The sequence below is a fragment of the Rothia sp. 18CD1-1 genome (genome assembly GCF_055285355.1).
This window is the reverse complement of record NZ_JBUZLI010000008.1, coordinates 447,237-470,402: the sequence shown is the minus strand read 5'-3', so window position 1 is coordinate 470,402 and position 23,166 is coordinate 447,237. Positions and strand designations below refer to the sequence as shown.

19 protein-coding genes and 3 tRNA genes are annotated in these 23,166 nt (G+C 59.5%); 20 read left to right on the top strand and 2 right to left on the bottom strand.

Translation table 11 applies throughout. The features are described 5' to 3' along the window. The first annotated feature begins 1 nt into the window (after window position 1). From ACS1BR_RS09185 to ACS1BR_RS09140, 10 genes are all read left to right on the top strand, one after another. Window positions 2-1,117, top strand: coding sequence for a branched-chain amino acid aminotransferase (locus ACS1BR_RS09185; protein WP_463561646.1), 1,116 nt, complete (start codon window positions 2-4; stop codon window positions 1,115-1,117). A 76-nt stretch (window positions 1,118-1,193) separates the two neighbouring features. Further along, window positions 1,194-1,964, top strand: coding sequence for a fumarylacetoacetate hydrolase family protein (locus ACS1BR_RS09180; RefSeq protein WP_463561645.1), 771 nt, complete (start codon window positions 1,194-1,196; stop codon window positions 1,962-1,964). A gap of 125 nt (window positions 1,965-2,089) precedes the next feature. Then, on the top strand, window positions 2,090-3,592 hold the full coding sequence (gene gltX / locus ACS1BR_RS09175) for a glutamate--tRNA ligase (protein ID WP_463561677.1): 1,503 nt from the start codon (window positions 2,090-2,092) through the stop codon (window positions 3,590-3,592). A gap of 115 nt (window positions 3,593-3,707) precedes the next feature. Next, complete coding sequence (locus tag ACS1BR_RS09170) at window positions 3,708-4,376, top strand: hypothetical protein (RefSeq protein ID WP_463561644.1); 669 nt, start codon at window positions 3,708-3,710, stop codon at window positions 4,374-4,376. 222 nt (window positions 4,377-4,598) lie between these two features. Continuing rightward, window positions 4,599-4,670: transfer RNA gene (locus tag ACS1BR_RS09165), tRNA-Gln, on the top strand. Window positions 4,671-4,690: 20 nt separating this feature from the next. After that, window positions 4,691-4,763: transfer RNA gene (locus tag ACS1BR_RS09160), tRNA-Glu, on the top strand. Between the two features lie 154 nt (window positions 4,764-4,917). Then, a tRNA-Glu gene (locus tag ACS1BR_RS09155) sits at window positions 4,918-4,990 on the top strand. A gap of 89 nt (window positions 4,991-5,079) precedes the next feature. Then, on the top strand, window positions 5,080-6,885 hold the full coding sequence (locus ACS1BR_RS09150) for a dynamin family protein (protein ID WP_463561643.1): 1,806 nt from the start codon (window positions 5,080-5,082) through the stop codon (window positions 6,883-6,885). Continuing rightward, entirely contained in the window at window positions 6,879-8,588 is a 1,710-nt protein-coding gene (locus ACS1BR_RS09145) for a dynamin family protein (protein WP_463561642.1), read from the top strand. The genes ACS1BR_RS09150 and ACS1BR_RS09145 overlap by 7 nt, the downstream gene beginning before the upstream one ends. A gap of 18 nt (window positions 8,589-8,606) precedes the next feature. Beyond that, window positions 8,607-9,260 carry a GNAT family N-acetyltransferase gene (locus tag ACS1BR_RS09140; RefSeq protein WP_463561641.1) on the top strand — a complete coding sequence of 218 codons (654 nt, stop codon included), beginning with the start codon at window positions 8,607-8,609 and terminating at the stop codon, window positions 9,258-9,260. Window positions 9,261-9,273: 13 nt separating this feature from the next. Here the strand turns inward: ACS1BR_RS09140 and ACS1BR_RS09135 are convergent, their stop codons facing one another. Continuing rightward, window positions 9,274-10,008, bottom strand: a complete 735-nt coding sequence (locus ACS1BR_RS09135; RefSeq protein WP_463561640.1) for an IclR family transcriptional regulator — start codon at window positions 10,006-10,008, stop codon at window positions 9,274-9,276. A 187-nt stretch (window positions 10,009-10,195) separates the two neighbouring features. Between ACS1BR_RS09135 and leuC the strand changes: the two genes are divergently transcribed. The 6 genes from leuC (at window position 10,196) to ACS1BR_RS09105 (ending at window position 16,800) form a co-directional block, all read left to right on the top strand. Further along, the gene (leuC, locus tag ACS1BR_RS09130; protein ID WP_463561639.1) at window positions 10,196-11,623 is read left to right on the top strand and encodes a 3-isopropylmalate dehydratase large subunit; all 1,428 of its coding nucleotides are present in this window, start codon (window positions 10,196-10,198) and stop codon (window positions 11,621-11,623) included. 56 nt (window positions 11,624-11,679) lie between these two features. Then, window positions 11,680-12,273: a 3-isopropylmalate dehydratase small subunit gene (leuD, locus tag ACS1BR_RS09125; protein WP_463561638.1), complete on the top strand. Its 594-nt coding sequence runs from the start codon at window positions 11,680-11,682 to the stop codon at window positions 12,271-12,273. 127 nt (window positions 12,274-12,400) lie between these two features. Then, window positions 12,401-13,723, top strand: coding sequence for a UDP-N-acetylglucosamine 1-carboxyvinyltransferase (gene murA / locus ACS1BR_RS09120; protein ID WP_463561637.1), 1,323 nt, complete (start codon window positions 12,401-12,403; stop codon window positions 13,721-13,723). After that, the gene (locus ACS1BR_RS09115) at window positions 13,724-14,512 is read left to right on the top strand and encodes a lysophospholipid acyltransferase family protein (RefSeq protein WP_463561636.1); all 789 of its coding nucleotides are present in this window, start codon (window positions 13,724-13,726) and stop codon (window positions 14,510-14,512) included. A gap of 33 nt (window positions 14,513-14,545) precedes the next feature. Then, on the top strand, window positions 14,546-15,607 hold the full coding sequence (locus ACS1BR_RS09110) for an NAD(P)H-dependent glycerol-3-phosphate dehydrogenase (RefSeq protein WP_463561635.1): 1,062 nt from the start codon (window positions 14,546-14,548) through the stop codon (window positions 15,605-15,607). Window positions 15,608-15,663: 56 nt separating this feature from the next. Continuing rightward, window positions 15,664-16,800, top strand: a complete 1,137-nt coding sequence (locus ACS1BR_RS09105; protein ID WP_463561634.1) for a D-alanine--D-alanine ligase family protein — start codon at window positions 15,664-15,666, stop codon at window positions 16,798-16,800. A 35-nt stretch (window positions 16,801-16,835) separates the two neighbouring features. Here ACS1BR_RS09105 and ACS1BR_RS09100 read toward each other — a convergent pair whose 3' ends face one another. Continuing rightward, window positions 16,836-17,321, bottom strand: a complete 486-nt coding sequence (locus ACS1BR_RS09100; protein WP_463561633.1) for a DUF3515 family protein — start codon at window positions 17,319-17,321, stop codon at window positions 16,836-16,838. A 178-nt stretch (window positions 17,322-17,499) separates the two neighbouring features. On the opposite strand from ACS1BR_RS09100, the gene ACS1BR_RS09095 reads away from it, so the two are divergent. Genes ACS1BR_RS09095 through ACS1BR_RS09080 form a run of 4 tightly spaced genes read left to right on the top strand, consistent with a single transcriptional unit; the run spans window position 17,500 to window position 23,114 of the window. Further along, on the top strand, window positions 17,500-18,552 hold the full coding sequence (locus tag ACS1BR_RS09095) for a hypothetical protein (RefSeq protein WP_463561632.1): 1,053 nt from the start codon (window positions 17,500-17,502) through the stop codon (window positions 18,550-18,552). A gap of 6 nt (window positions 18,553-18,558) precedes the next feature. Further along, complete coding sequence (thiL, locus tag ACS1BR_RS09090; protein WP_463561631.1) at window positions 18,559-19,599, top strand: thiamine-phosphate kinase; 1,041 nt, start codon at window positions 18,559-18,561, stop codon at window positions 19,597-19,599. 56 nt (window positions 19,600-19,655) lie between these two features. Beyond that, window positions 19,656-20,525 (top strand): DAK2 domain-containing protein, encoded by an 870-nt coding sequence (locus tag ACS1BR_RS09085; RefSeq protein ID WP_463561630.1) that lies wholly within the window; start codon window positions 19,656-19,658, stop codon window positions 20,523-20,525. A gap of 15 nt (window positions 20,526-20,540) precedes the next feature. Then, window positions 20,541-23,114: an ATP-dependent DNA helicase RecG gene (locus tag ACS1BR_RS09080; protein WP_463561629.1), complete on the top strand. Its 2,574-nt coding sequence runs from the start codon at window positions 20,541-20,543 to the stop codon at window positions 23,112-23,114. The last annotated feature ends 52 nt before the right edge of the window (window positions 23,115-23,166 follow it).

Genomic DNA, 23,166 nt, shown 5'->3' with positions numbered 1-23,166 from the left:
CATGGAAAGAAGAACATTGTCTCTGGATTTTATTTTTGAACAGAACGACTCTGCCGCTACCGAGACCGAGCTGGCAGAGATTCTTGCCGACCCCGGGTTTGGCGTACATTTTTCAGACCACATGGTCTCCATCGACTGGTCGGGTACATATGCTGATGGGGGCCGGTGGTCGAATGCCAGGGTGAGCGCTTACGCGCCGCTACTCCTTGATCCCGCAGCGTCTGTTCTCCACTACGGGCAGGAGATCTTTGAGGGCATTAAAGCCTACCGGCACGCCGATGGCTCGGTGTGGACTTTCCGCCCCGAGGCTAATGCTGCCCGGTTTCAGAAGTCGGCGCGCCGTCTGGCTTTACCGGAGTTACCGGCAGATATTTTTCTAGAGTCCCTGCACCAGCTTGTCTCCCACGATAAGAGGTGGGTGCCCTCGGGCGAGGGAGAGTCATTTTATGTGCGCCCGTTTATGATTGCCACCGAAGCCTACCTGGGGGTGCGTCCAGCTCACCGGGTGAAATACATGGTGATCGGTTCACCCGTGGGCAACTATTTTGGTCTTTCGCGGCCGATAGACATATGGCTCTCCACCGACTATGCCAGAGCCGGGGTGGGCGGTACCGGGGCGGCAAAATGCGGTGGTAACTATGCGGCCTCGATGGTTGCTCAGCTTGAAGGGGAGAAGCACGGGTGCCAGCAGGTTATTTTTAAAGATCCCTACCGCGACGACGCCATTGAAGAACTGGGTGGTATGAATGTTTTCTTTGTGTTGGGTAAAGAGAATAAGATAGTGACCCCCGAGCTCACCGGCACCATTCTTGAGGGGGTAACCCGTAAGTCACTCATCCAGCTGGCACAGGACCGCGGGATGACGGTGGAGGAACGTAAATTCACGCTGGCTGAGTGGAGAGAGGGCGTTGCCAGCGGCAGTATCACCGAGATTTTTGCCTGCGGAACCGCGGCGGTTGTGTCGCCGGTGGGTAGGCTGAAGGCGGCAGACTTTGAGATTGCAGACCCCGGTCGGGGGGTACCCGGTGAGGTATCCCTGTCGCTGCGTGAGGAGCTGGTGGGTATCCAAACCGGGGTAGTGGAGGACCGCTATGGGTGGCTTCGGCAGCTAGCCTAGCGTCCCGGTAGAACCGCGAGATTCTGCCAGGGTACCGTTTGCGACAGGGGCCAAGCACTAAGGTAGCCTAGAGACTATGCGTATTGCTCGATTTACCGTAGACGATCAACTGTATTTTGCCACCGTTGAGGGCCCTCGCGGGGACGAAACTCTCAGGGTTCTTGCCGGGGACCCTTTTTATGCGGGGGTGCAGCCCACCGAGAAGACCTACAGGCTTGAGGACGTTCGCCTGCTTTCCCCCATTATTCCCCGGTCTAAGGTGGTTGGTCTTGTGCGGAACTGGCGTGATCACGCGGAGGAAATGGGGGCAGTCTCCCCCGTCACTCCGCAGTATTTTTTGAAACCCAACACCTCTGTGGTGGGTCCCGGTGATCCGGTATCTCTACCCGAATGGTCGGAGCAGGTCTCTTTTGAGGGTGAGCTTGCTGTGGTGATTGGGCGTATCGCCAAGTCTGTTCCGGTGGAGAGGGTGGCTGAAATTATTTTTGGTTACACGGTTGCCAACGACTTCACCGCCCGCGACGTCCAGCAGACAGATATCCAGTGGGCTCGGGCTAAAGGCTTTGACGGGGCCTGCCCTCTGGGACCCTGGATTGAGACAGAGCTTGATACCGATAACCTGAGGATTCGTACCTGGGTTGACGGCGACCTCAAACAGGATGGCGTGACGGCCGATATGGTTTTTTCGGTGGCTGAGGCTGTCTCTGCGATCAGTGACGCCTTTACCCTGCTCCCCGGCGATGTTATCCTCACCGGTACCCCCGCCGGTACGGGCCCGATCCGCGAGGGCAGCGAGGTTGAGGTGGAGATTGAGGGGATCGGTTCCCTGGTCAATACCGTACGTTAGTACCGTAAGTCCCGGCCTAGGCGGGGCAATCCTTTGGCGGTAGCTATCCGTCGACACCACAGCGGGTGGTGATATTTCGAATACAATCCATACAGAGAGAGCAGCGAAAACTGAGTATGACAGACATGACCGTGAAACTGAGCGATCCCAGCGAAACCAGGGTGCGTTTCTGCCCGTCTCCAACGGGGACCCCGCACGTGGGTATGGTGCGCACCGCCCTCTTCAACTGGGCTTACGCGCGCCATACCGGGGGAAAACTGGTTTTCCGTATCGAGGATACCGACGCGGCCCGAGATTCCGAAGAGTCTTTTGAGCAGGTGCTGGACTCTTTGCGCTGGCTCGGTATCGAATGGGACGAGGGTGTGGGTGTGGGCGGGCCGCACGCACCGTACCGGCAGTCTGAGCGTGGCGATATTTACCGGGACGTTATTCAAAAGCTTGTGGAGGGTGGCCACGTATACGAAGATTTCTCGACTCCTGAAGAGGTGGAGGAGCGGCACCGGGCTAGGGGGGAAGACCCCAAGCTGGGCTACGATAATTTTGATCGGGATCTGACCGAGGAGCAAAAAGCGGCCTACAGGGCCGAGGGGCGTGAACCTGTACTGCGCTTGCGTATGCCCGATGAGGATATTACTTTCACCGATCTGGTGCGCGGTGAGATCACGTTTCGGGCGGGGTCAACCCCCGATTTTGTGGTGGTGCGTAAGAACGGTCAACCGCTGTACACCCTGGTTAATCCGGTTGACGACGCGCTCATGGGTATTACGCACGTGCTGCGTGGAGAAGATTTGCTATCGTCGACTCCTCGCCAGATCGCGCTTTATCGTGCCCTCATTGAGGTGGGTGTTGCCCGGTTTATTCCCGAATTTGGGCACCTTCCCTATGTGATGGGGCAGGGAAATAAAAAGCTTTCCAAACGCGACCCGGAATCGAATCTATTTTTGTTGCAGGAGGCCGGTTTTATTAGGGAGGGGCTGGATAATTATTTGGCCCTGTTGGGGTGGTCGCTGGCGCATGACCGGGATATTTTCAGTCTTGATGAAATGGTGGAGAATTTTGATGTCAGGGATGTGCTGGCTAACCCTGCCAGGTTTGACCTTAAGAAGGCCGAGGCCATTAACGGTGCCCATATTCGCCTGCTTGAGGCGGAGGATTTTCGTAACCGGCTGGTCTGGTATTTGAAAAAGGCTGACCTGGTGTTAGCCGAAAATTTTGAGGGGCTGACGGAGACGGAACAGCAGATTCTTACCGCGGCTGCACCGCTGGTGCAGGAGCGTATGCAGCTGCTGGGGGAAGCCCCCGGTTTGCTGGGTTTTCTTTTCCGTGAAGACACCGAGATTGAGGTTGAAGAGTCGGCGGCTAAGCAGCTTAAAGAATCGGCACCCGCCGTGCTGGACGCGGCTATTGAGGCACTTGAGCAGGTAGAACCTTTTACGGCAGAGGCGATTGAGAGCGCTCTGCGGACAGCAATTGTTGAGGGCCTGGGGATAAAGCCCCGGCTCGCCTTTGGACCCGTGCGTATTGCCATCTCGGGTCAGAGGGTTTCGCCGCCACTGTTTGAGTCCCTGGAAATTTTGGGTAAGAAGTCATCCTTGACCCGCCTAGGTAAACTACGGGCTAGCCTCTAGAAAATTATTCTCTTTGATTGCCACAGTGGATAGTTTTGTGCTAGTTTAAACAAATCTGCAAAAAATCTTACCGTTTATCATCGCTGAGAATATTTAAGAAAGAAATCTTTTCCCCATGACCCCCACCTCGCACAGCGGACTGAGCCGGCGCACTCTGGCAAAAGGCACACTCTGGGCTGCCCCTGTTCTTGTCTCCAGTAGCGCCATTCCGGCCTATGCGGCTTCTCGCTGCAACTCCTTTAGCAGTAACTTTTCCTCCGGGTTCAGCCTGGAGAACCCGGTCAGCGGCAGCCTGTGGGTTCCCACCAGCAACCGCATCTACCAGGGAGACGACGGCGTCGCATATTTTTATGCCGGTACCAGCGCAACCTCGCCCGGGGGAGCCCTGGTGAGGCACACCGGTACTTTCTCCAGCGACAGCTCTTCGGGCAGTCATCTGCAAACGGGGTGCACCTACCAGGTTTCTTACGATATTTCCACCCTACGATCTATTACCGGGGCAAACCTGCACCCGATTATGACCGTCTACCTGGTATCTCCTTCCGGTTCAGAAGTTCCCGGTTCCCGAGTCAGGTACAGTGTGCAGAGTGGAGACGGGATTGTTACTCTGCCCCTGGCTAGCGATCGCGCCATTCGTCGGCGGGCGAGCGGGCAAGGGTTCAGTTTTACCGCTGAATCCGGTATATACCGCTGGGTGACGGAGTATCAGATTCCTTACGCCTCCTCCACTCGGCAGACTGCCTCGGGTGTTGGCTACTCGGCACCGGTTTTTACCGCCAGCTAGACTAGATAGGTCCATAGTTTTGTGTCGGTGATATGTGCCCTTTGCTGATCTGAAGTCTCCAATCTGTTCAGGGTTGGAGACTTCTTTTTGCCAGGACGTTCTAGACGCGGGCATAGATATATGATGTATATCTACAGATTTCGAGTTGCGTGCGGGGAGGGGAGTCGCGTAGAGTATTTACCTGTTGGCGAGGCAGATCTTCAAAAATGCCGAGTCATATAGTGGGATATGGTGTAATTGGCAACACTACGGTTTCTGGTACCGTCATTCTAGGTTCGAGTCCTGGTATCCCAGCGAACATCGTTTGATGTTTCGGCCCCATCGTATAGCGGCCTAGTACTCCGCCCTCTCACGGCGGCAACACCGGTTCAAATCCGGTTGGGGTCACGGAAGAAGCCTCCCCGAGTAGTTACTCGGGGAGGCTTTTATAATTGGTGAGGTAGAACACCGAGATTTGGTTTGCGTGAAAGGTGCGGGTCGGATAGGCTTTTATTCGTTGTCCGACGCGCGCAAAGATACCCTGCGACTCGGTATAACTCGCGGCCCCATCGTATAGCGGCCTAGTACTCCGCCCTCTCACGGCGGCAACACCGGTTCAAATCCGGTTGGGGTCACAGATCAAGGACTCTCCTTTACTCAGGAGGGTCCTTTTTCATGTCCTGTCACCGCAAACATTCGGAAGAGCTGTGGGAGAATAAGAACCGTGGAAGATACAACACAAAAGCTAGCCCCGAGCGAGCAGGCAGGCCCGCACCAGCCCGCCACACCTCGCGCAGATGCCGAAACAGAAGAACTAGAAACTCTACAGGCAGCCCGCCTCCTCCTCGACAGCGTTGACTTCCCCCTGGAAACCGCAGAAGCCCCCGAAGACCGCAGGCTTCTCGACCGCACCAAAACCCAGCTCGATGACTACGTGCTACCCAAGCTCGCCTCGCTTGACTCTCCGCTCACCGTGGTGGTTGGCGGCTCTACCGGGGCGGGTAAATCGACCCTGGTGAACACCCTGATACAGGAACCTATCACCCGCGCCGGTGCAATCCGCCCCACTACCCGGCAGCCGGTACTCGTCTACCGTCCCCAAGACCGTCAGGCGCTCTCCGCCATCCGGCTACTACCGCGCATGAAAAGAATCGACGGGCCGGATCAGCCGGCAGGGGAGACCCATGCTGACGACCAGTCAAGACGTTTATATGTGGCAGAAACCGATAGGATCCCGGCCGGTATCGCCCTCATCGACGCACCCGACATCGACTCGGTGAGCGACAATAACAGAAAACTAGCCAAAGAACTCCTCTCCGCCGCCGACCTGTGGCTTTTTGTCACCACCGCCAACCGCTACGCCGACGCCGTCCCCTGGGAACTCCTACACGAGGCTGTCGATCGAGATATCACGGTGGCCGTGGTGCTCAACCGGGTCCCCTCGGGCAGCGAACACGATATTGAAAATGACCTGCGCCGTATGCTCGCCGAAGCCCGGATAGAGCCCGCACATCTGCTCACCGTCACCGAGCAGACGCTCGATGCACGGGGAATGCTACCGGCCACAGCCCTGGAGCCGCTCACTCGCTGGCTACATAACCTGGGTGCAGACTCGGAGCAGCGTTCACGTATCGCCCGGCAAACCCTGGAGGGCGCGGTGACCGCGGTAGCCAAACGGCTGGACCGGCTCGCAGCGGCACAGCAGAACCAAGCAGAAACCCATGACCGCCTCCGCGCCGCGGTGCTTCACTCCTATGAGCGGGCCGAAAAAAACATTATTGATTCCACCCAAGACGGTGCACTGCTGCGCGGCGAGGTACTCGCCCGCTGGCAAGATTTTGTGGGAACCGGCGAGTTTTTTCGCGGACTCGAAACCGGAATCAGCAGGATACGGGACAGGGTAGCGGGCTTCTTCCGGGGGCAGCCGCAACCGGTAGCAGAGGTAGAACAGGCACTGGAGACCGGGCTGCACGCGGTGATGCTTGAGGAGGCAACCCTCGCGGCAGAAAATACCCAGCGGATCTGGCGCGACGAACGAGCAGGAAGGGAACTGCTGGGGCCTACCGATCTTGGTCAGGGTGAAGAAGATTTTGCGGAGCGCGTTGCCGAGGAAATCCGCTCCTGGCAGCAGGACCTCATGCAGATGATCCAGCGTGAGGGCGCTCATAAAAGGCAGCGGGCCAGGTTCATGTCTCTGGGTATCAACGCCGCAGCGGTGGTGCTCATGGTGGCCGTTTTCTCCATGACCGGTGGGCTCACCGGGATCGAGGTGGGAATCGCCGGCGGATCCGGGGTGGTGGGAACAAAACTCCTCGAAGCCATATTTGGTGAAGACGCCGTGCGCCGCATGGCCACCGGAGCCCGCACCAACCTCGAAACACGGATCCACCGGTTGCTTGACGAACACGCGCAGATCTTTACCGGGACACTCGATCAACTCCAGCTGGGGGCCGAAGCAAACCAGCTGTTCGACACCGCACACCGGGTTGCCCGGACAGCAGAAAAGCTGAGGGAGAGCAGAGCATGGTAGAAAATATTTCACACCTTGCCCACCGTATCGAACATATCCAGATCGCCCTTGACGCGGGGGAGGGCCGGGTGGTCCCTGAGACTCTCGAGTACGGGCGGCAGATACTTGACCGCAGCCTCTCGCGAGGACAGCTCTCCACCGAGCACACGGTGATCGGCTTCTTCGGTGCCACAGGTTCGGGCAAATCATCCCTCTTTAACGCGGTCATCGGCCGTGAGCTTGCCGCCACCGCCGTCCGCCGGCCCACCACCTCACGTGTGCAGGCAGCGGTGTGGGGAGAAACCGGGAGTGAAAAACTCCTCAACTGGCTCGATGTGGACCCCGGCAACAGGGTTTACCCGGTCCCCGACGACACCGGCACACCGGCGCTCAACAGCGCCGAAATCTCGGTACACGGTGGGATATGGAACCGGCTGAGAAGCATGGTGGGCAAAGAAAAAACGGAGCTGCACAGCGGAGGACTGATACTGCTCGACCTCCCCGACTTTGACTCCGTCGCGACCGCAAACCGCGCCACCGTCGAAAAAATGGTGGGTTTCGTCGATGTGCTTGTCTGGGTGTTCGACCCGCAAAAATATGCTGACTCCGTGATCCACCGCGATTTTATTGAGCCCCTGGCCGAACACGGCGCAGTGACTCTGGCGGTACTCAACCAGTCTGATAGGCTCCACCCCGATGAGATCCCCTCCGTCCTCGGCTCCCTGAAGACGCTCCTGGCCCAAGACGGTCTCACCACCACCATGCTCGCCGCCCCCATGGCGGTTTCTGCCCGAACCGGCGACGGTATCGACCGGCTGAGAACCGTCCTGTCCAGGGTGGCCGTAGAAAAAATGGCCGCTGTACAGCGGATAGAGGCAGACCTCGACACCGTGGTGGCAGAGTTAGCAGACCAGGACGGCGCCGGCATACCCGACGGCGTCACGGGTACAGCTAGCAGACTTCTGATCAGAGACCTGTACACCGCGGTAGGTGCCGACACGGTGGTTCACGCGGCGGGAGAATCATACCGGCTTCACGCCGCCGGCAGCACCGGATGGATCCCCACCCGCTGGCTACTCACCCTGCGCAGAGACCCGCTCAAAAGACTCAACCTGTACCGCAAAGATCGGGACAGAAAAACCGACATCGCACGATCGTCGTTGCCGCCGCTGGGCGCGGGACAGCTCTCGGCACTATCCGCCGCCCTGAGACGCTTTGCAGGCCACTGTGCCGAGGGCGTGGGGGAGCCCTGGAACCGTTCAATCAGAGAAGCAGCACGATCAGAAGAATCCGCTCTGCCCGCCGCCCTGGAACGAGCCATAGCCCGCGCAGACTTTAGGGCGCACAAGAAAATCTGGTGGTGGCAGGGCATCAACATCCTCCAGTGGGTAAGTTTTCTGTCAGCCTGCCTGGGACTGCTATGGCTCAGTGCTCTTGCTCTCGCCGGCTACTTTCACGTAGCGATTCCTCAGCCCCAACCGGTCGGTCACACCCCGCTACCTCTGCCCACTCTCCTGGTGGTTATCGGTCTCTGCACGGGCATAGTAGCCGCCACCTTTGGTAGACTATGCGCAGTTGGTGGACGGCGCCTCTACCGCAGAAAAATTGAAACCAACATCAAAGAAAACATAGGGCTGGTTGCCGAAAACACGGTAGTTGCCCCCGTCCACACCGAACTAGAAAGACACCGAGCCTACTGCGAAGCACTGGAGAACGCTCGCTAAGAAACACCGGGGGAAACAGTGCCAGAGCACAAAAACACAGACAGTCTCCGCGGAATTCTCGTGCGCGAATACCGTGAAACAGACGAGCTCAACTGGGTCAGCTGCAGGCTTCGATCCTTCCTCGACTCCAGTTACCGAGACGACGTCCAACAGTACCGCGAAAAATACCACAACCCGTCGGTGCGGGCGGTAGCCATCCACCAAGAAACCGGTGAGCTTGTGGGCCTACTCGATGTCGAATACGAAACGCACAGTGGCCAGGTCTGCCACTTTCGCAGTGAGCGGGGCGGAGTGCTCTGGCACCTGGGTGTGCTCCCCACCTACCGCCGCCGCGGAATAGCCTGCGCCCTCTGGGGATACACCAGGGCAAAACTCCTTGACCAGGGGATCAGCCGCATAGAAACCTGGACCCAGGACGACGAACCCGCCAACAGCTGGTACCGCAAACACGGGTTTACACAAAAAGGAGCCCACCTTAACGTCTACGTGCGCGGGGTCATGGGAGAGTACCCGCTCAACCAGCTCTTTTCAGCTACCGACTGGCAGTACGGCCACGTTCGCAGCATCAATTTTGAGGCAGAGCTCTCCCGCCGCGCCGAACTAGAGAAAATCAGTTACCGGCTCCACGAGGTAAGGGTCTATGAGACCCGCCTCATCGACTCCACCGGCTAGACCGCTCGGCGGTCTAGCCACGCAGCGCCTCGGTGAGCTTGGCCCCGGCCCGGCACACCACCTCTGCGTGTAACCTGCCCGGTTGCCTGCCCAAACGCTCAATAGGGCCAGAGATAGAAACCGCCGCAATCACCCTGCCCGAGGAGTCACGAACCGGGGCCGAAACAGAGGCGGTCCCGCGCTCCCGCTCAGCTACCGACTGCGCCCAGCCCCGGCGCCTCACCGCCGCCAGCATGGCAGCGGTAAACCGGGCATTGCGCAGCCCCTCAAGCATCCGAGAATGGTCCTCCCAGGCGGTGAGCACCTGGGCGGCAGAGCCCGCCCGCATAGAAAGCTGCGTGCCCACCGGAATTGTGTCGCGAAGCCCGATCGGGCGTTCAGCCGAGGCAATACAAACCCGCCAGTCACCCTGACGGCGGTAGATCTGAGAAGACTCACCGGTGACGTTGCGCAAACGGTTGAGCACGCCGACCGAGGCGGCAATAAGCCGATCTTCCCCGGCCGCAGACGCCAGCTCTGTGAGACGCGAACCCAAAACAAAACGCCCCTGAGCATCGCGGGCAACAAGACGGTGATGGGTAAGAGCCACAGCTAACCGGTGTACCGTGGGGCGGGAAAGCCCGGTGTACTCAACCATTTGAGAAAGAGAGGCCGGCCCAGCCTCAAGGCAGTCGAGAATCGCGGACGCTTTGTCAAGAACCCCCACGCCAGAGGAGCTTTTCTGAAACTGATGGAGCGACTTACTCACGGGTGCCTCCCGGTGCGTTACGTGGACAACGCCGGCGCAGCCTGCCCGTGGGAATGGCAACCTATCTGTGCCGACACTTGCAGAAAGTATGACATTCTCAATATATGATATGCAAACCCGTTGAATGGAAAGTCAGAAGAAACCCGACCACAATACTAAGAGCATCACAAGAATCCACGGAGGAAAAATGGCAGATAACGGTGTCTCAGCCCCGCGTACCCTGGCAGAAAAAGTCTGGGATGCGCACACGGTCGTATCCGGCGACAGCGGCAAACCCGACCTCCTCTACATTGATCTTCACCTGATCCACGAAGTGACCTCCCCCCAAGCCTTTGAGGGGCTGCGATTGGAAGGAAGACCGCTTCGTCGTCTCGACCTCACCATCGCTACAGAAGACCACAACACCCCCACGGAAAATATTTTCTCAACCATCGCGGATCTCACCTCGCGCACCCAAATCGAAACCCTGCGCAAAAACGCAGCCGAATTCGGTGTGCGCATCCATTCCTTAGGAGACCAAGAACAGGGAATTGTGCACGTGGTCGGCCCCCAGCTGGGTCTCACCATGCCCGGCATGACCGTGGTCTGTGGAGACTCGCACACCTCAACCCATGGCGCATTTGGGGCGCTCGCCTTTGGTATCGGCACATCCGAGGTGGAGCACGTGATGGCCACCCAGACTCTGCCACTGGCACCCTTCAAAACCATGGCGATCAATGTTGAGGGAACCCTCAAACCCGGTGTCACCGCCAAAGACATCATTTTAGCTGTTATCGCGGAGATAGGGACCGGCGGCGGGCAGGGCTACGTGCTCGAGTACCGGGGCTCAGCGATCCGCAGCCTCTCTATGGAGGGGCGCATGACTATCTGTAACATGTCAATTGAGGCCGGGGCCCGGGCCGGCATGGTTGCACCCGATGACACGACCTTTGAATACGTCAGAGGCCGCCCGCACGCCCCAACAGGGAAGCTTTGGGATCAGGCCGTTGACTACTGGAAGACTCTTCCCACCGATGAGGGAGCCCGATTCGACCGGGAGGTGAATATCAACGCCGACGAGCTGGAGCCCTTTGTTACCTGGGGGACCAACCCCGGTCAGGGTATTCCACTGTCCCACCGTGTACCCCACCCCGAAGATTTTGGTGATGACAACGAGAAGGTGGCGGCGGAGAAAGCCCTGGCGTACATGGGACTTGAACCGGGGACACCCATGAAAAAAATTCCCGTCGACGTGGTATTCCTGGGATCCTGCACCAACTCCCGTATTGAAGATTTGCGTGCGGCAGCGAACATTCTCAGGGGGAAAACAATTGCCGATAGCGTGCGCATGATGGTGGTTCCCGGCTCCCAGAAGGTGCGCGCTCAGGCAGAAGAAGAGGGGCTTGACCAGATTTTTCGAGACTTTGGGGCTGACTGGCGGTTTGCCGGATGTTCCATGTGTCTGGGTATGAATCCCGACCAGCTTGCACCGGGGGAGCGCTGCGCCTCGACCTCCAACCGGAACTTTGAGGGTAGGCAGGGTAAAGGCGGGCGCACCCACCTGGTCTCTCCGCTGGTGGCCGCAGCAACCGCGGTACGAGGAACCCTGAGCTCACCGGCTGACCTTGAGAACTAACACCGCCCACCAAAGCAACAACCCGAACACAGCCCACCACGGAAGAAGGCGTTGACATGGAACCGATCATAGAACACACCGGTGTGGGAGTACCCCTGCACGCGTCCAATGTTGATACCGACCAGATTATTCCTGCGGTATACCTCAAACGGGTAACCAAAACAGGATTTGACGATGCCCTGTTCGCTAGCTGGCGCAAAGACAAAGATTTTGTGCTCAACCACCCCGCCTATAGCAAAGGTTCGGTATTGGTTGCCGGCCCCGACTTCGGTACCGGGTCATCGCGCGAGCATGCGGTGTGGGCCCTCAAAGATTACGGTTTTCGCGTGGTCATCTCCTCCCGCTTTGCCGATATTTTCCGCGGAAATGCGGGTAAACAGGGGCTGGTAGCCGCCCGGGTGAACCAGGACGATGTGGAGCTGATCTGGAAGGTGCTCGACAACGTTCCGGGGACCGAGATAACCGTTGACCTCGGTACAAAAACGGTGACGTGCGCCAGCATCACCGTGCCCTTTGATATTGACGACTATGTGCGCTGGCGGCTTATGGAGGGACTCGACGATATCGGCCTCACCCTACAAGAGGAAAATAAAATCGCTGAATTTGAGAAGACCCGGCCCGCCTGGCTACCGCGCACCCGGCAGGTCTAAACCCGGTTCAGCAGTTCCCCCGACTTCGGTGTAAGCTAATTGAGACCCCCGGGGCCATATTCACCTCCCCTCATCCGGTGGGGTGGTGCCTGGCCGGGTTGGACTAACACGAGATGATTGGAAACATATGACTAGCGCGCTGCGAATCGAGGGCGGTAACCCGCTCACCGGTGAAGTAAAAGTACGCGGAGCCAAGAACCTTGTACCCAAGGCTATGGTTGCCGCGCTCTTGGGGTCAACCCCCTCCCTGCTGCGCAATGTTCCCGAAATTAAAGACGTGCAGGTTGTGACCGACCTGGTGGAGCTTCACGGTGTATCGGTGCACAACGACCCGGCAACCGGGGATCTCACCATGGACCCCAGCAACGTATCCCTGGCAAACCACGCCGACATCGATGCCCACGCGGGAGATTCACGGATACCGATCCTCCTCTGCGGGCCGCTACTGCACACTATCGGTGAGGCCTTTATCCCGGACCTGGGCGGCTGCCGGATTGGGGACCGCCCCATTAACTACCATCTGCGGGTACTCGAAGAATTCGGTGCAAAGGTGGAGAAGCTTCCCACCGGAATCTCCATGAAGGCACCTATCGGTGGCCTCAAGGGCGCAAAAATTCATCTGGAATACCCCTCTGTGGGTGCCACCGAACAGGTACTTTTGGCGGCTACCCGGGCAGAAGGGAAAACCGAGCTGACCGGTGCGGCCATCGAACCGGAGATTATCGACCTGATCGCGGTACTGCAAAAAATGGGTGCAATCATCACCGTTGAGACAGACCGCCAAATTATTATCGAGGGTGTTGACGAGCTCAGCGGCTATACTCACCGGGCCCTACCCGACCGCAACGAGGCCGCGTCGTGGGCCTCAGCCGCGCTTGCGACCGGTGGCGATATTTTTGTTGCCGGTGCCGACCAAAAAGATATGAGCACCTACCTGAACGTCTTCCGTAAAATGGGGGGTGGACTGGATATTCAGGACGACGGTATCCGCTTTTTCCACCCCGGCGGGGAGCTCAACCCGCTCTTCGTGGAGACCAACGTGCACCCGGGGTTTATGACGGATTGGCAGCAGCCGCTGGTCGTTGCTATGACTCAGGCAAACGGTGTCTCTGTGGTCCATGAAACCGTCTATGAAAACCGTTTTGGTTTTACCGATGCGCTGGTGCGGATGGGCGCTACCGTGCAGATCCACAAGGACTGCCTGGGACCGACGGTTTGTCGTTTTGGGCATAAGAATTTTAGGCACTCGGCAATTATCTCGGGTAAAACCCAGCTGCGCGGTACCGATATTAACGTTCCAGATTTGCGCGGCGGTTTCTCCCACATTATTGCGGCGCTGACCGCCGAGGACACCTCCAACGTGACCGGGGTTTCGGTAATCTCGCGCGGCTACGAGCATTTTGTGGACAAGCTCAAAGCACTGGGTGCCCAGTTTGAGGCGGTTGACTAAATGGCGGAATCCGGTAAAGCTCAGCGGCCTCTACCCGAACTCAAACCCACCGCCGCGGGGGATGCCATCTACCGTGCCCTGGGTAATGCCGCCCGGCTGGTCTACTGCGGGCTCATGTCGCTGACGATTGAGGGCGAGGAAAAACTGCCCACCGATCGCGGATATATAGTGATCTCAAATCACACCACCGAGGTTGACCCGGTGACCGTCGCCTACCCTGTTTTTATCAGCGGAACCCTGCCCCGTTTTCTGGCTAAAGAATCACTTTTCAGGGCCCCGGTGCTGGGATATGTGCTGCGCAAACTGGCGCATATCCCCGTAGCCCGCGGCTCGGTGGATGCCCGGAAATCCCTGGCTACCGCCCACAATGTGGTAAGCGCCGGCGGGGCCGTTGTGATCTACCCTGAAGGTACCCTCACGAAGGACCCTGACGGCTGGCCCATGCAGGGTCGTACGGGGGCGGCCCGGCTGGCACTGGCAACGGGGGCCCCGGTTTACCCTGTAGCCCACTGGGGCGATCAAGAGTTTTTACCGCCTAAGAGTAAACCCAACTTTTTTCCTCGCAAGAAAGTGAGGGTAAAGGTGGGGGACCCCCTGGATTTCAGCGGCCTCATTGATACCTCCCCCGGTGCCAAACACAGCAGGGCAGAGCTTGCCGCGGTCACCGATTTTATGATGGACTCGGTGACCGGACTTCTCGCCGAGATTCGCGGTGAAGAAGCACCATCCGGACGTTTCAACCCGGCCACCGGTCTTCGCGAGGAAACCGGCACCGATAGAGAACACTAAACACACGCAGCTGGCGGGAGGAAGCTCATATATATGACCGATGCGGTACAGAAAATTGCGGTTTTAGGGGCGGGAAGCTGGGGAACAGCTTTTGCCAAAATCACCGCAGATACAGCCCAGCAAACCGGTAGCGGGGTGCGCACGGTGCTGTGGGGCCGCAACAAACAGGCCATGGCGCAGTGTGCGCGCACCAGAATTAACACAAAATATTTTCCCGACCTTCTTCTGCCCGAGAACCTCGAATTTTCTTGTGACCTCAAGGCCAGCCTCAGCGGGGCAGACGTGGTTGTGCTGGCTATTCCCGCCCAGTCGCTGCGCGCCCAGTTGGAGGCATGTAAAGACTGGATCTCACCGAGGTCGGTGCTGGTCTCCCTGGCCAAGGGCCTGGAGCAGGGCACCGGTATGCGCATGTCGCAAGTGATGGTTGATGTTCTTGGTGGCAGCGATACCAGCCGCCGGGAAGCCGCAGCTCGGCGGGTAACGGTCCTCTCGGGGCCCAACCTTGCCCGAGAGATCGTGGCAGAACAGCCGACCGCATCGGTCATCGCCGCGGCCAGCGAAACAACAGCGCGCCGTATCGCCACAATCTGCGCCTGCTCCTATTTCCGCCCCTATACCGGCGACGACGTGATCGGTGTGGAGATAGGCGGTCTTGTCAAAAATGTGATCGCCCTCTGCGTGGGTATCTGTGAGGGTAGAAACTACGGCGATAACTCCAAGGCGTCGGTGATGACCCGGGGTCTGGCCGAAACCACCCGCCTGGCTCTTGCCCTGGGTGCCAAGCCGGAAACCCTCAGCGGCCTGGCCGGTATGGGGGACCTCATCGCCACCTGTGCTTCGCCGCTGTCGCGCAACCACACCGCCGGCAAACTGTTAGCACGGGGGGTGGACCCGGACCAACTGGCAACCGTGATGACCCAGACCGCAGAATCTGTCAAAACAGCGCCGGTTGTGGCTGAGCTTGCGCGCAAACACGGGGTTGAAATGCCCATCGTTGAGGCGGTGACCGCGGTGCTATCCCATAAGCTTCGGGTTGACGAACTCGCTCCCCAGCTGCTGGGCAGAACCCTCAAAACCGAAAACGACAGATCCTAGAGCAGCCTGTAACCGCCCGCAACAAACCGGCCCACCGCGCACCAGAAAGAGAGCTCATGACCCCTCAGAACACCGTACCGGCACACAAAACAACCGTTGCCCTTCTCACCGGGGGCAGATCCTCCGAACACTCCATCTCCCTCATTACAGCCTGCGGTGTGCTCGGGGCTATCGATACCGACCGCTACGAGGTGGTTCCCATCGGTATTACCACCGATGGCCGCTGGTATCTAACCAGCAGAGAAGAACTGGAAGAACTGACCGCCAGCAGCCCGCTCGCAGTTTTCACCGGAGGCACCCAGCAGGTCTTTCTGCCTCTGGGTGCCGGCGACTCTCGCCTGCGCTATATCAGCGGTGACACTCTGCAGCTGGGGCCGGATATCGACGTGGTTTTCCCCCTCCTCCACGGGCCTTTTGGTGAAGATGGCACGGTGCAGGGTTTACTTGAGATGGCGGATCTCAAGTATGTGGGCTGCGGGGTTGCCTCTTCGGCCCTGGGGATGGATAAACATTTTATGAAGGTGGCCTTTGAAGCCGCAGGGTTGGCTGTGGGTCCTTACACGGTGGTTACTCAACGACGCTGGGAAACGGAACCGCAGGTAGTCAGAGACGATATCGAAAAACTGGGGTTTCCCGTATTCGTCAAGCCCGCGCGGGCAGGCTCCTCCATCGGTATTACCCGCGTAGACTCCCCGGAACAGCTTGAGGCGGCGATCGCCGAGGCGCACAGGTTTGACCCCAAACTGGTGATTGAGGCCGGCATCGAGGGCCGTGAAATTGAGTGCGCGGTGCTTGACTCCGCCAATCAGCTGGCTCCCCGAGCTTCCTACCCCGGTGAAATTGTGGTGCACGGTGACGAAGAGGCGGGGGCTTTCTACGATTTTGAAGCCAAATATATTTCCACAACGGACGCCCACACACGCTGCCCGGCAGATCTGCCCAGCGAGGTAGGAGAGCGTATCCGCCAGCTTGCGGTGGATGCCTTCCTGGCCCTCGACGGCGAGGGCCTATCGCGTGCCGATTTCTTTTATACCCCCGAAGGAAAAATTCTGATCAACGAGGTTAACACCATGCCGGGGTTCACCCCCATCAGCATGTATAAAACCATGTGGGAAAACAGCGGAATAAGCTACTCTGCGCTGATTGATGAACTGATCCAGCTGGCTCTCAAACGGCCGCTGGGACTGCGCTAGGTTCGCACCGACCCAAGGGTGTGAGACCCGGTGTCTCAGGCGATATCCAGACTGCTGCCGACAGCCGAGCACTCCTTGGTCTGCTCAAGTTGCTGTACCGCAGACCCCAGCTCTACTAACAGGGTGGAGCTAGAGATTCTATCTGCCTCAAAAGTCACCTGAAGAGCGGGGGAACGGCCAAAGGTGGTAGCAGTCCAGGTGCCGGTGGCTGTTTGAGCCGACTCCCCGGCCTGCTCGTTGTCTGCGGCGGGCCTAAGAATCCAATCAATACCGTTTACCGACGTGCAGGGGTCGGATACAGGTTCCTGTACCTCCACACCGCACTTGAGAATCGCCACCGCGGGGTCACCCCAGGCGGTAGTAGCCTGGGCGGTAGTTTCACGTTGCCGGTGGGTGTCAAGTTGCTCGGGCATAGCCACCATGGCGTAGGCGCAACCGGGGTCAGTCGCGTTTGGTGCCGGCTGTAGGTTCACCGCTCCGGGGCCGCAGGCGGTCAGCGCGAGAAGACAGAGACCCACCACCGGGGCAGTTCTTGCTGTTCTGCCTCTGCACACCGGCTCCTTGACCGTCGGGGAGAAAAAATTACGCACCCTGCCATTTTAGTCTGCCGGAAGAGGAGAATATCACGGACACTCGGGGCCGCTAGCTGGTAGGCTGAAAAAACATTCTCAGCGGTCCCGAGGTAACCAGGAGCTCAGTGTGGCAAGGCAAATAAAAATAACCGGTGCGCTCGCTTGCGGTTGTCTTTTTGCGATGAGCGCACCGGCTCTGGCCTGGGTGGGCGATGCCTCGGATGGCCCTCTTTCCGCTTTATCCACCGCGGTGGCCTCGGAAACCGAGCAGCCTCACAGTAGTCGGGTGCCTGAATCTGACCCGCAAGCATCATCCGAGTCCGCGGAGTCCTCCGACCGGGAGCGGATGCCCCAGAGCCCGGTACCCAGCCCCGAGCAGAGTCGGGTGGAGTCCCCGGATCCAGCAGAGACCGCCCCACCGGCCGAGACTGACCAGCCCAGCTACACGAACCCGCCCGCGGAACCGGATCAGACGGATGAACCCAGCCAAACACCGCGGACAGCCCAACCGACTGAACCCTCACCTCTACCTGAGCCCAGCCCCTCGGTGAGCTCGGAGACAGACCCGCAGCCTGCCCCCGGTGATAGTAGCGCAACCGTGGAGCCCCCAACACCGCAGGACGGCTCAGGGGACGGCGGCAGCGCTCGAGAAGAACCGATTCCCGTGCCCGACGAAGACCCGTCGCTTCAGGAAAACCCGATGGAGAATCAACCGGATGATAGCCGCCAAGAGCAAAGCGCCCCGGTCCAGGAGAACCGGCAACCGGCTGAGGACGGCGCGGTCAACAGCGCGGACGGGCAGGCAGACCTACCGGCCGAGACACCACCGAGACCCGAAGCCATCTCGGGCTCTTCAGTGAACCGGGAAGCCACCGATAAAAGCACCCCCGAAGAAAAAAGTATAGAAGCTTCAAGCTGGGTCAAAGACTATATCAATAAGGGCGGACACTCCTCTGCCAACGGTGTCTCGGACAGCACCGGCGTTACGGGTATTGGGGCGCAGGGCCAGGGCAGTATCTCATCAGCCGGCAACGGCATTTTAGAGCTGGGAAGGTCGCTGATTTCGGGGCGAAACCCCCTCATGATATTTACTCTTGCGGCAACCGGTGTGATTGGATACGTTGTGCGCCAGTATCGGCGGGATAATACGGTGCAGAAGACCGAGAAAGCCCAGGGGTAGCAGCCGGTGAGAATAGCAGACCTGAGCGAATCCGACATTCTAGCGCGGGTGCTTCCTGTACTAGCAGAGCACAATAAAGAGGTGAACCGGCTCACCACGGAGCCGCGTCTACTGCTGGGTCCCGGTGACGATTGTGCTGTACTTGATCTCACCGAGGGCACAACCGTGATGAGCACCGATACCCTCACCGAGGGGCATGATTTCCGCCGACACTGGGGGAACGGTGAAACCAGCAGCGGATTTGAGGTGGGCTGGAAGGCGGCAGCGCAGAATCTTGCCGACATTGCGGCCATGGGGGCCTCCGCCTGCACGCTTCTGGTAAGCCTGAGCCTGCCACCGCAGCTACCTGTGGACTGGGTGAAAGATTGTGCGCGCGGGATGGTTTCCTGCTGCCAAACCCGGGGAGCGGAGAACTGTAGCATTGCCGGCGGTGATCTGGGACGGGCGGAGCAGATTTCTGTCACCGTTACCGCCGTGGGGGTAACGAGCGGGAGGCCCGTGCTGCGCTCGGGGGCGCAACCGGGCGACTGCCTTGCATACGCGGGTGTTCTCGGACATGCTGCCTGCGGTCTGCAACTGTTGGACAGCGCGGCGGTCACGCCGGAGAATCTGATGCCGTGGGTCCGCGCACAAAAACTACCTCACGGCGCCCTGCACGCCGGGCTAAAAGCCGGGCCACGGGCACACGCCATGATCGATATTTCCGACGGGTTGGTGCGGGATACCCGGCGGATAGCGGAGGCAAGCGGGGTGCAGATTGACCTCGACCTTCAGCGGCTTGAACACTCTAGCCGCCAACTGATACCGGCTGCTCGATACCTGGTTGAGGGAGGTTATGCGGGTACCGCTACAGATGCCGGTGAGCTCGCCCTCGACTGGGTGCTCACCGGTGGGGAGGACCACGCCATGCTGGCGGCGTTCGCACCGGGGGAGGAGCCGGAAGGCTTTGAGGTGATCGGGTACTGTAGCGGCGGTGATACTCCCGCAGTGACACTGAACGGTGCACAGCCGCCCAAGGCGGGCTGGGACCATTTTGGCGCTCGCTAGACTGCGGACCGGTATTCGGTATACAGTGTCGAAAAAGAAGCACCGAGGGGTAATCGATGACTAGTCTTGAGAGCGTTTGGCAACCGTGGATGCTGGCTGCCCACACACTGGTGGAAAGACACCGGGCAGAGCTCGATGCCATGAATCTTTTTCCCGTCCCCGATTCTGATACCGGCTCCAACCTGCTGGTGACGCTGGCTGCAGCAAAGACAGAGACTGACCCTCAGCGGGGGGCCCGCGCCGCTCTCGGTGCTGCGCGGGGTAATTCCGGTATGCTACTCGCCGTGTGGCTCAGGAGCTTTTGCGGTTCACTCGGTTCCTCGGGTACTCTCACCCCCGAGGCACTGCACATGGCGCTGTGGGTAGCGGCGGGGGAGGCGCGTGAGTCTGTGGGAAACCCCGCAGAGGGCACTATTTTGTCGGTGATGGATTCCCTGGCTAAGGCCAAAATTGTCGGTGAGCTAGAAGAACACGTACGTTATCTTGCGCAGACTGCGGCGGGGGCAGCAGCGGAGTCATCCCTGATTCTTGAGGTGGCTCACAAGGCCGGGATTGCGGATGCCGGGGCAGCCGGATTCTTTCTGGTGATAAGAGCCCTGGCCACGACGATCTCCGGCGAGGCTCCGACAGCGGATGCCTATCGAGACCTTTTAAGGCTGCCGGTAGGGTTACCGGAGAGGAACAACCGGGATGAGGCGGGTATTGAACTGGTCTGCACGGTGCACCTTGATGCCGGGGGCATGGCACAGCTGCGCGATGCTTTAGAGAGTGTAGGGGACTCGGTGGTGATCGGGCAGGTAGGGAAGGACTCCTGGTCTATTCACGTGCACGGTGAATCAGAGCAGAAGCTGGTGAAGATTATCGAGAGCTTTGCTCCCGCGCACGGAGTGAGTGTATCGTCGCTGGCAGCTGACAGCGCACTGTGATCCCGGGCGGATAGCATGACCGAAAAGCAGGAAGGTCCGCAGCCGGGGGCCGCGCACAGGGACGAGCAGCCAGTGGGTGAAAGAAAACTTGCTACCTATCTCAATGCCTCGACGGCGCGGGCGCTGAAAACCCATCTGGGGATTGAAACGGTGGGGGATTTTCTCGAATTTTACCCGCGTAAGTATCTCGCGCGGGGTGAACTCACCCCGTTTAGCGAACTGGTGCAGGGGCAGGAGGCCACCCTACTGGCTAAAGTGCTGCGGGTGCGCACCCGCAGCATGCGGGCACGACGGGGCTCGATTACCGAGGTTTTAATCACCGACCGGCTGGACTCTGCCGACCAGCAGCGGGCGCGGGGGCACGGTCAGGGAGGCCGGTCGCAGTCTTATCGAGCTGACTATCGTTATGCCCCGGCAGCTGAGGATCAACCGAATACCGCCCACCCGCGGATAGCGGGTAGCGCTGCCCCCGGCGATCCTGCCGGTAGCGGTTCTTTGCGGGGTCACGACGTCTTTGGACACGGTGCGGGCACTATTTTTGACGGCAGCCTACCCTTGAACGGATCAGCTACCGGGCAGCAGTCGACCATGACACTCTCCTTCTTCAATGCCTGGACAGCAGCCCGTGAGATTCACGAGGGCGACCAGGTCATGTTCTCGGGTAAGGTGGGAGCCTACCGCGGCGAACTGACCCTCACCAACCCGCACTATGCCGTGCTCGCCGAAAACCTTGAACGGTCTGACAACCTCTCGGAACAGGCTATTGCGAGGGCCCGTGCCCGCGCTGGGGCTCCGATTCCCGTGTACAGGGCCAGTGCTAAGCTACCCACCGACCGTATCGCCTCCGCCATGGAAGAGCTACTGCGCAAGGCCCCGCTCCACGACCTTGAGGACCCGGTGCCGGCGGATATCCGTGCCCGGCGGAAAATTCCGGGACTCGCCCAGACCTACCGGGACCTCCACACCCCTGATAGCGAAGAGGCATGGCGGGCTGCCCAGCATTTTTTACGCTACCGCGAGGCATTTGTGTTGCAGGCGGCCCTGGCGAGAATTCGCGCTCACCGGGCGGCCTCTCCGGCTCGAGCCCGCCCACCGGTTGAGGGCGGTTTCGCCCAAAAACTATCCGCTGTATTGCCCTACCGGCTGACGGAGGGCCAGCAGCGGGTGGGGGAACAGATCTCCGGGGACTTAGCGTCCACAACCCCCATGAACCGGCTGCTTCAGGGCGATGTCGGTTCGGGTAAGACCGTGGTGGCCCTGCGCGCTATGCTGCAGGTGGTGGACAACGGGGCTCAGGCCGCCATGCTGGCCCCCACCGAGGTTCTTGCCGAGCAACATTTTCGTTCGGTAACGGATATCCTGGGCGACCTTGCGGCAGAAAGCGGCGGTGCAGAAGTTTTTGCGACCGGTGATGACACCCTGTTTGGGTCAGCCGTCGAACCCGGGGCAAAAAATACGGTGCGGGTGGTTCTGCTGAAAGCGGCTATGCCGGCTCGCGCCAAGAAACGGGTGCTGTTGGAGATCGCCACGGGAGCGGCCGATATTGTGATTGGCACCCACGCCCTGCTGGCAGACACCGTCAGTTTTGCCGACCTGGGTATGGTGGTGGTTGATGAACAGCATCGGTTTGGGGTGGAGCAGCGTGACTCGCTACGCGGACCGGGTGGCATACTGCCGCACCGGTTGGTGATGACCGCAACCCCTATTCCGCGCACGGTTGCCATGACCGTTTTTGGGGACCTTGATATTTCTGTACTGGACCAGCTTCCGCAGGGCAGACAGAAGATTCATACGGTTGTTGTGCCGCTGGCTGAGCACCCCGGCTGGGAGCGGCGCCTGTGGGAGCGGGCCCGGGAAGAAATTGATGCTGGCCACCAGGTTTATGTGGTGGTACCCAAGATCGGCGGTGGGGATGTGCCGGAGTCGGTGGAGGAGGGCACCGAACTGTGGGGTGCTGAACCCGAAGAGCCGGGGGCGCTGAATTCTGTAATCTCGATGATGGATGACCTCACGCACATGCCGGTCTTGGCCGGGGCCAGAATAGCGGCCCTGCACGGGCGGATGGGTACCGAGGAGAAGACCGCCGTGATGCGGCAGTTTGAACAGGGCAGAATTGACCTGCTGGTGTGCACCACCGTGATCGAGGTGGGAGTCAACGTGCCGAATGCCACCCTGATGGTGGTGATGGATGCCGATCGTTTTGGCATATCGGGGCTTCACCAGCTGCGCGGCCGTATCGGACGCGGAAACCTGGCGGCAACCTGTCTGCTGGTCACCGGTCAGGGGGCGGACGGCGTGTCCCGGCAGAGACTCGACGCCGTGGCTGCCACCACCGACGGTTTCGAGCTTTCCCGCGTAGACCTGGTGCAGCGCCGCGAGGGTGATATTTTGGGTGCCGCCCAGTCGGGTAAGAAATCCGCGCTGAAGCTACTGCGGGTGCTCAAGGACGCCCCGCTGATTGAAAAGGCTAGGGACGACGCCCGTCAGCTGGTGGACGGGGATCCCGACCTGGTTCTGCATCCGGTTCTAGCGAACACTATTGATCGGGCGCTGGATGCGGACAGAGAGGCGTTTTTAGGTAGGGGGTAGCGGGTAAGGTTATACGGTGGGCTTCCACCGGAGGGTATTTGCCGGTGCCCGG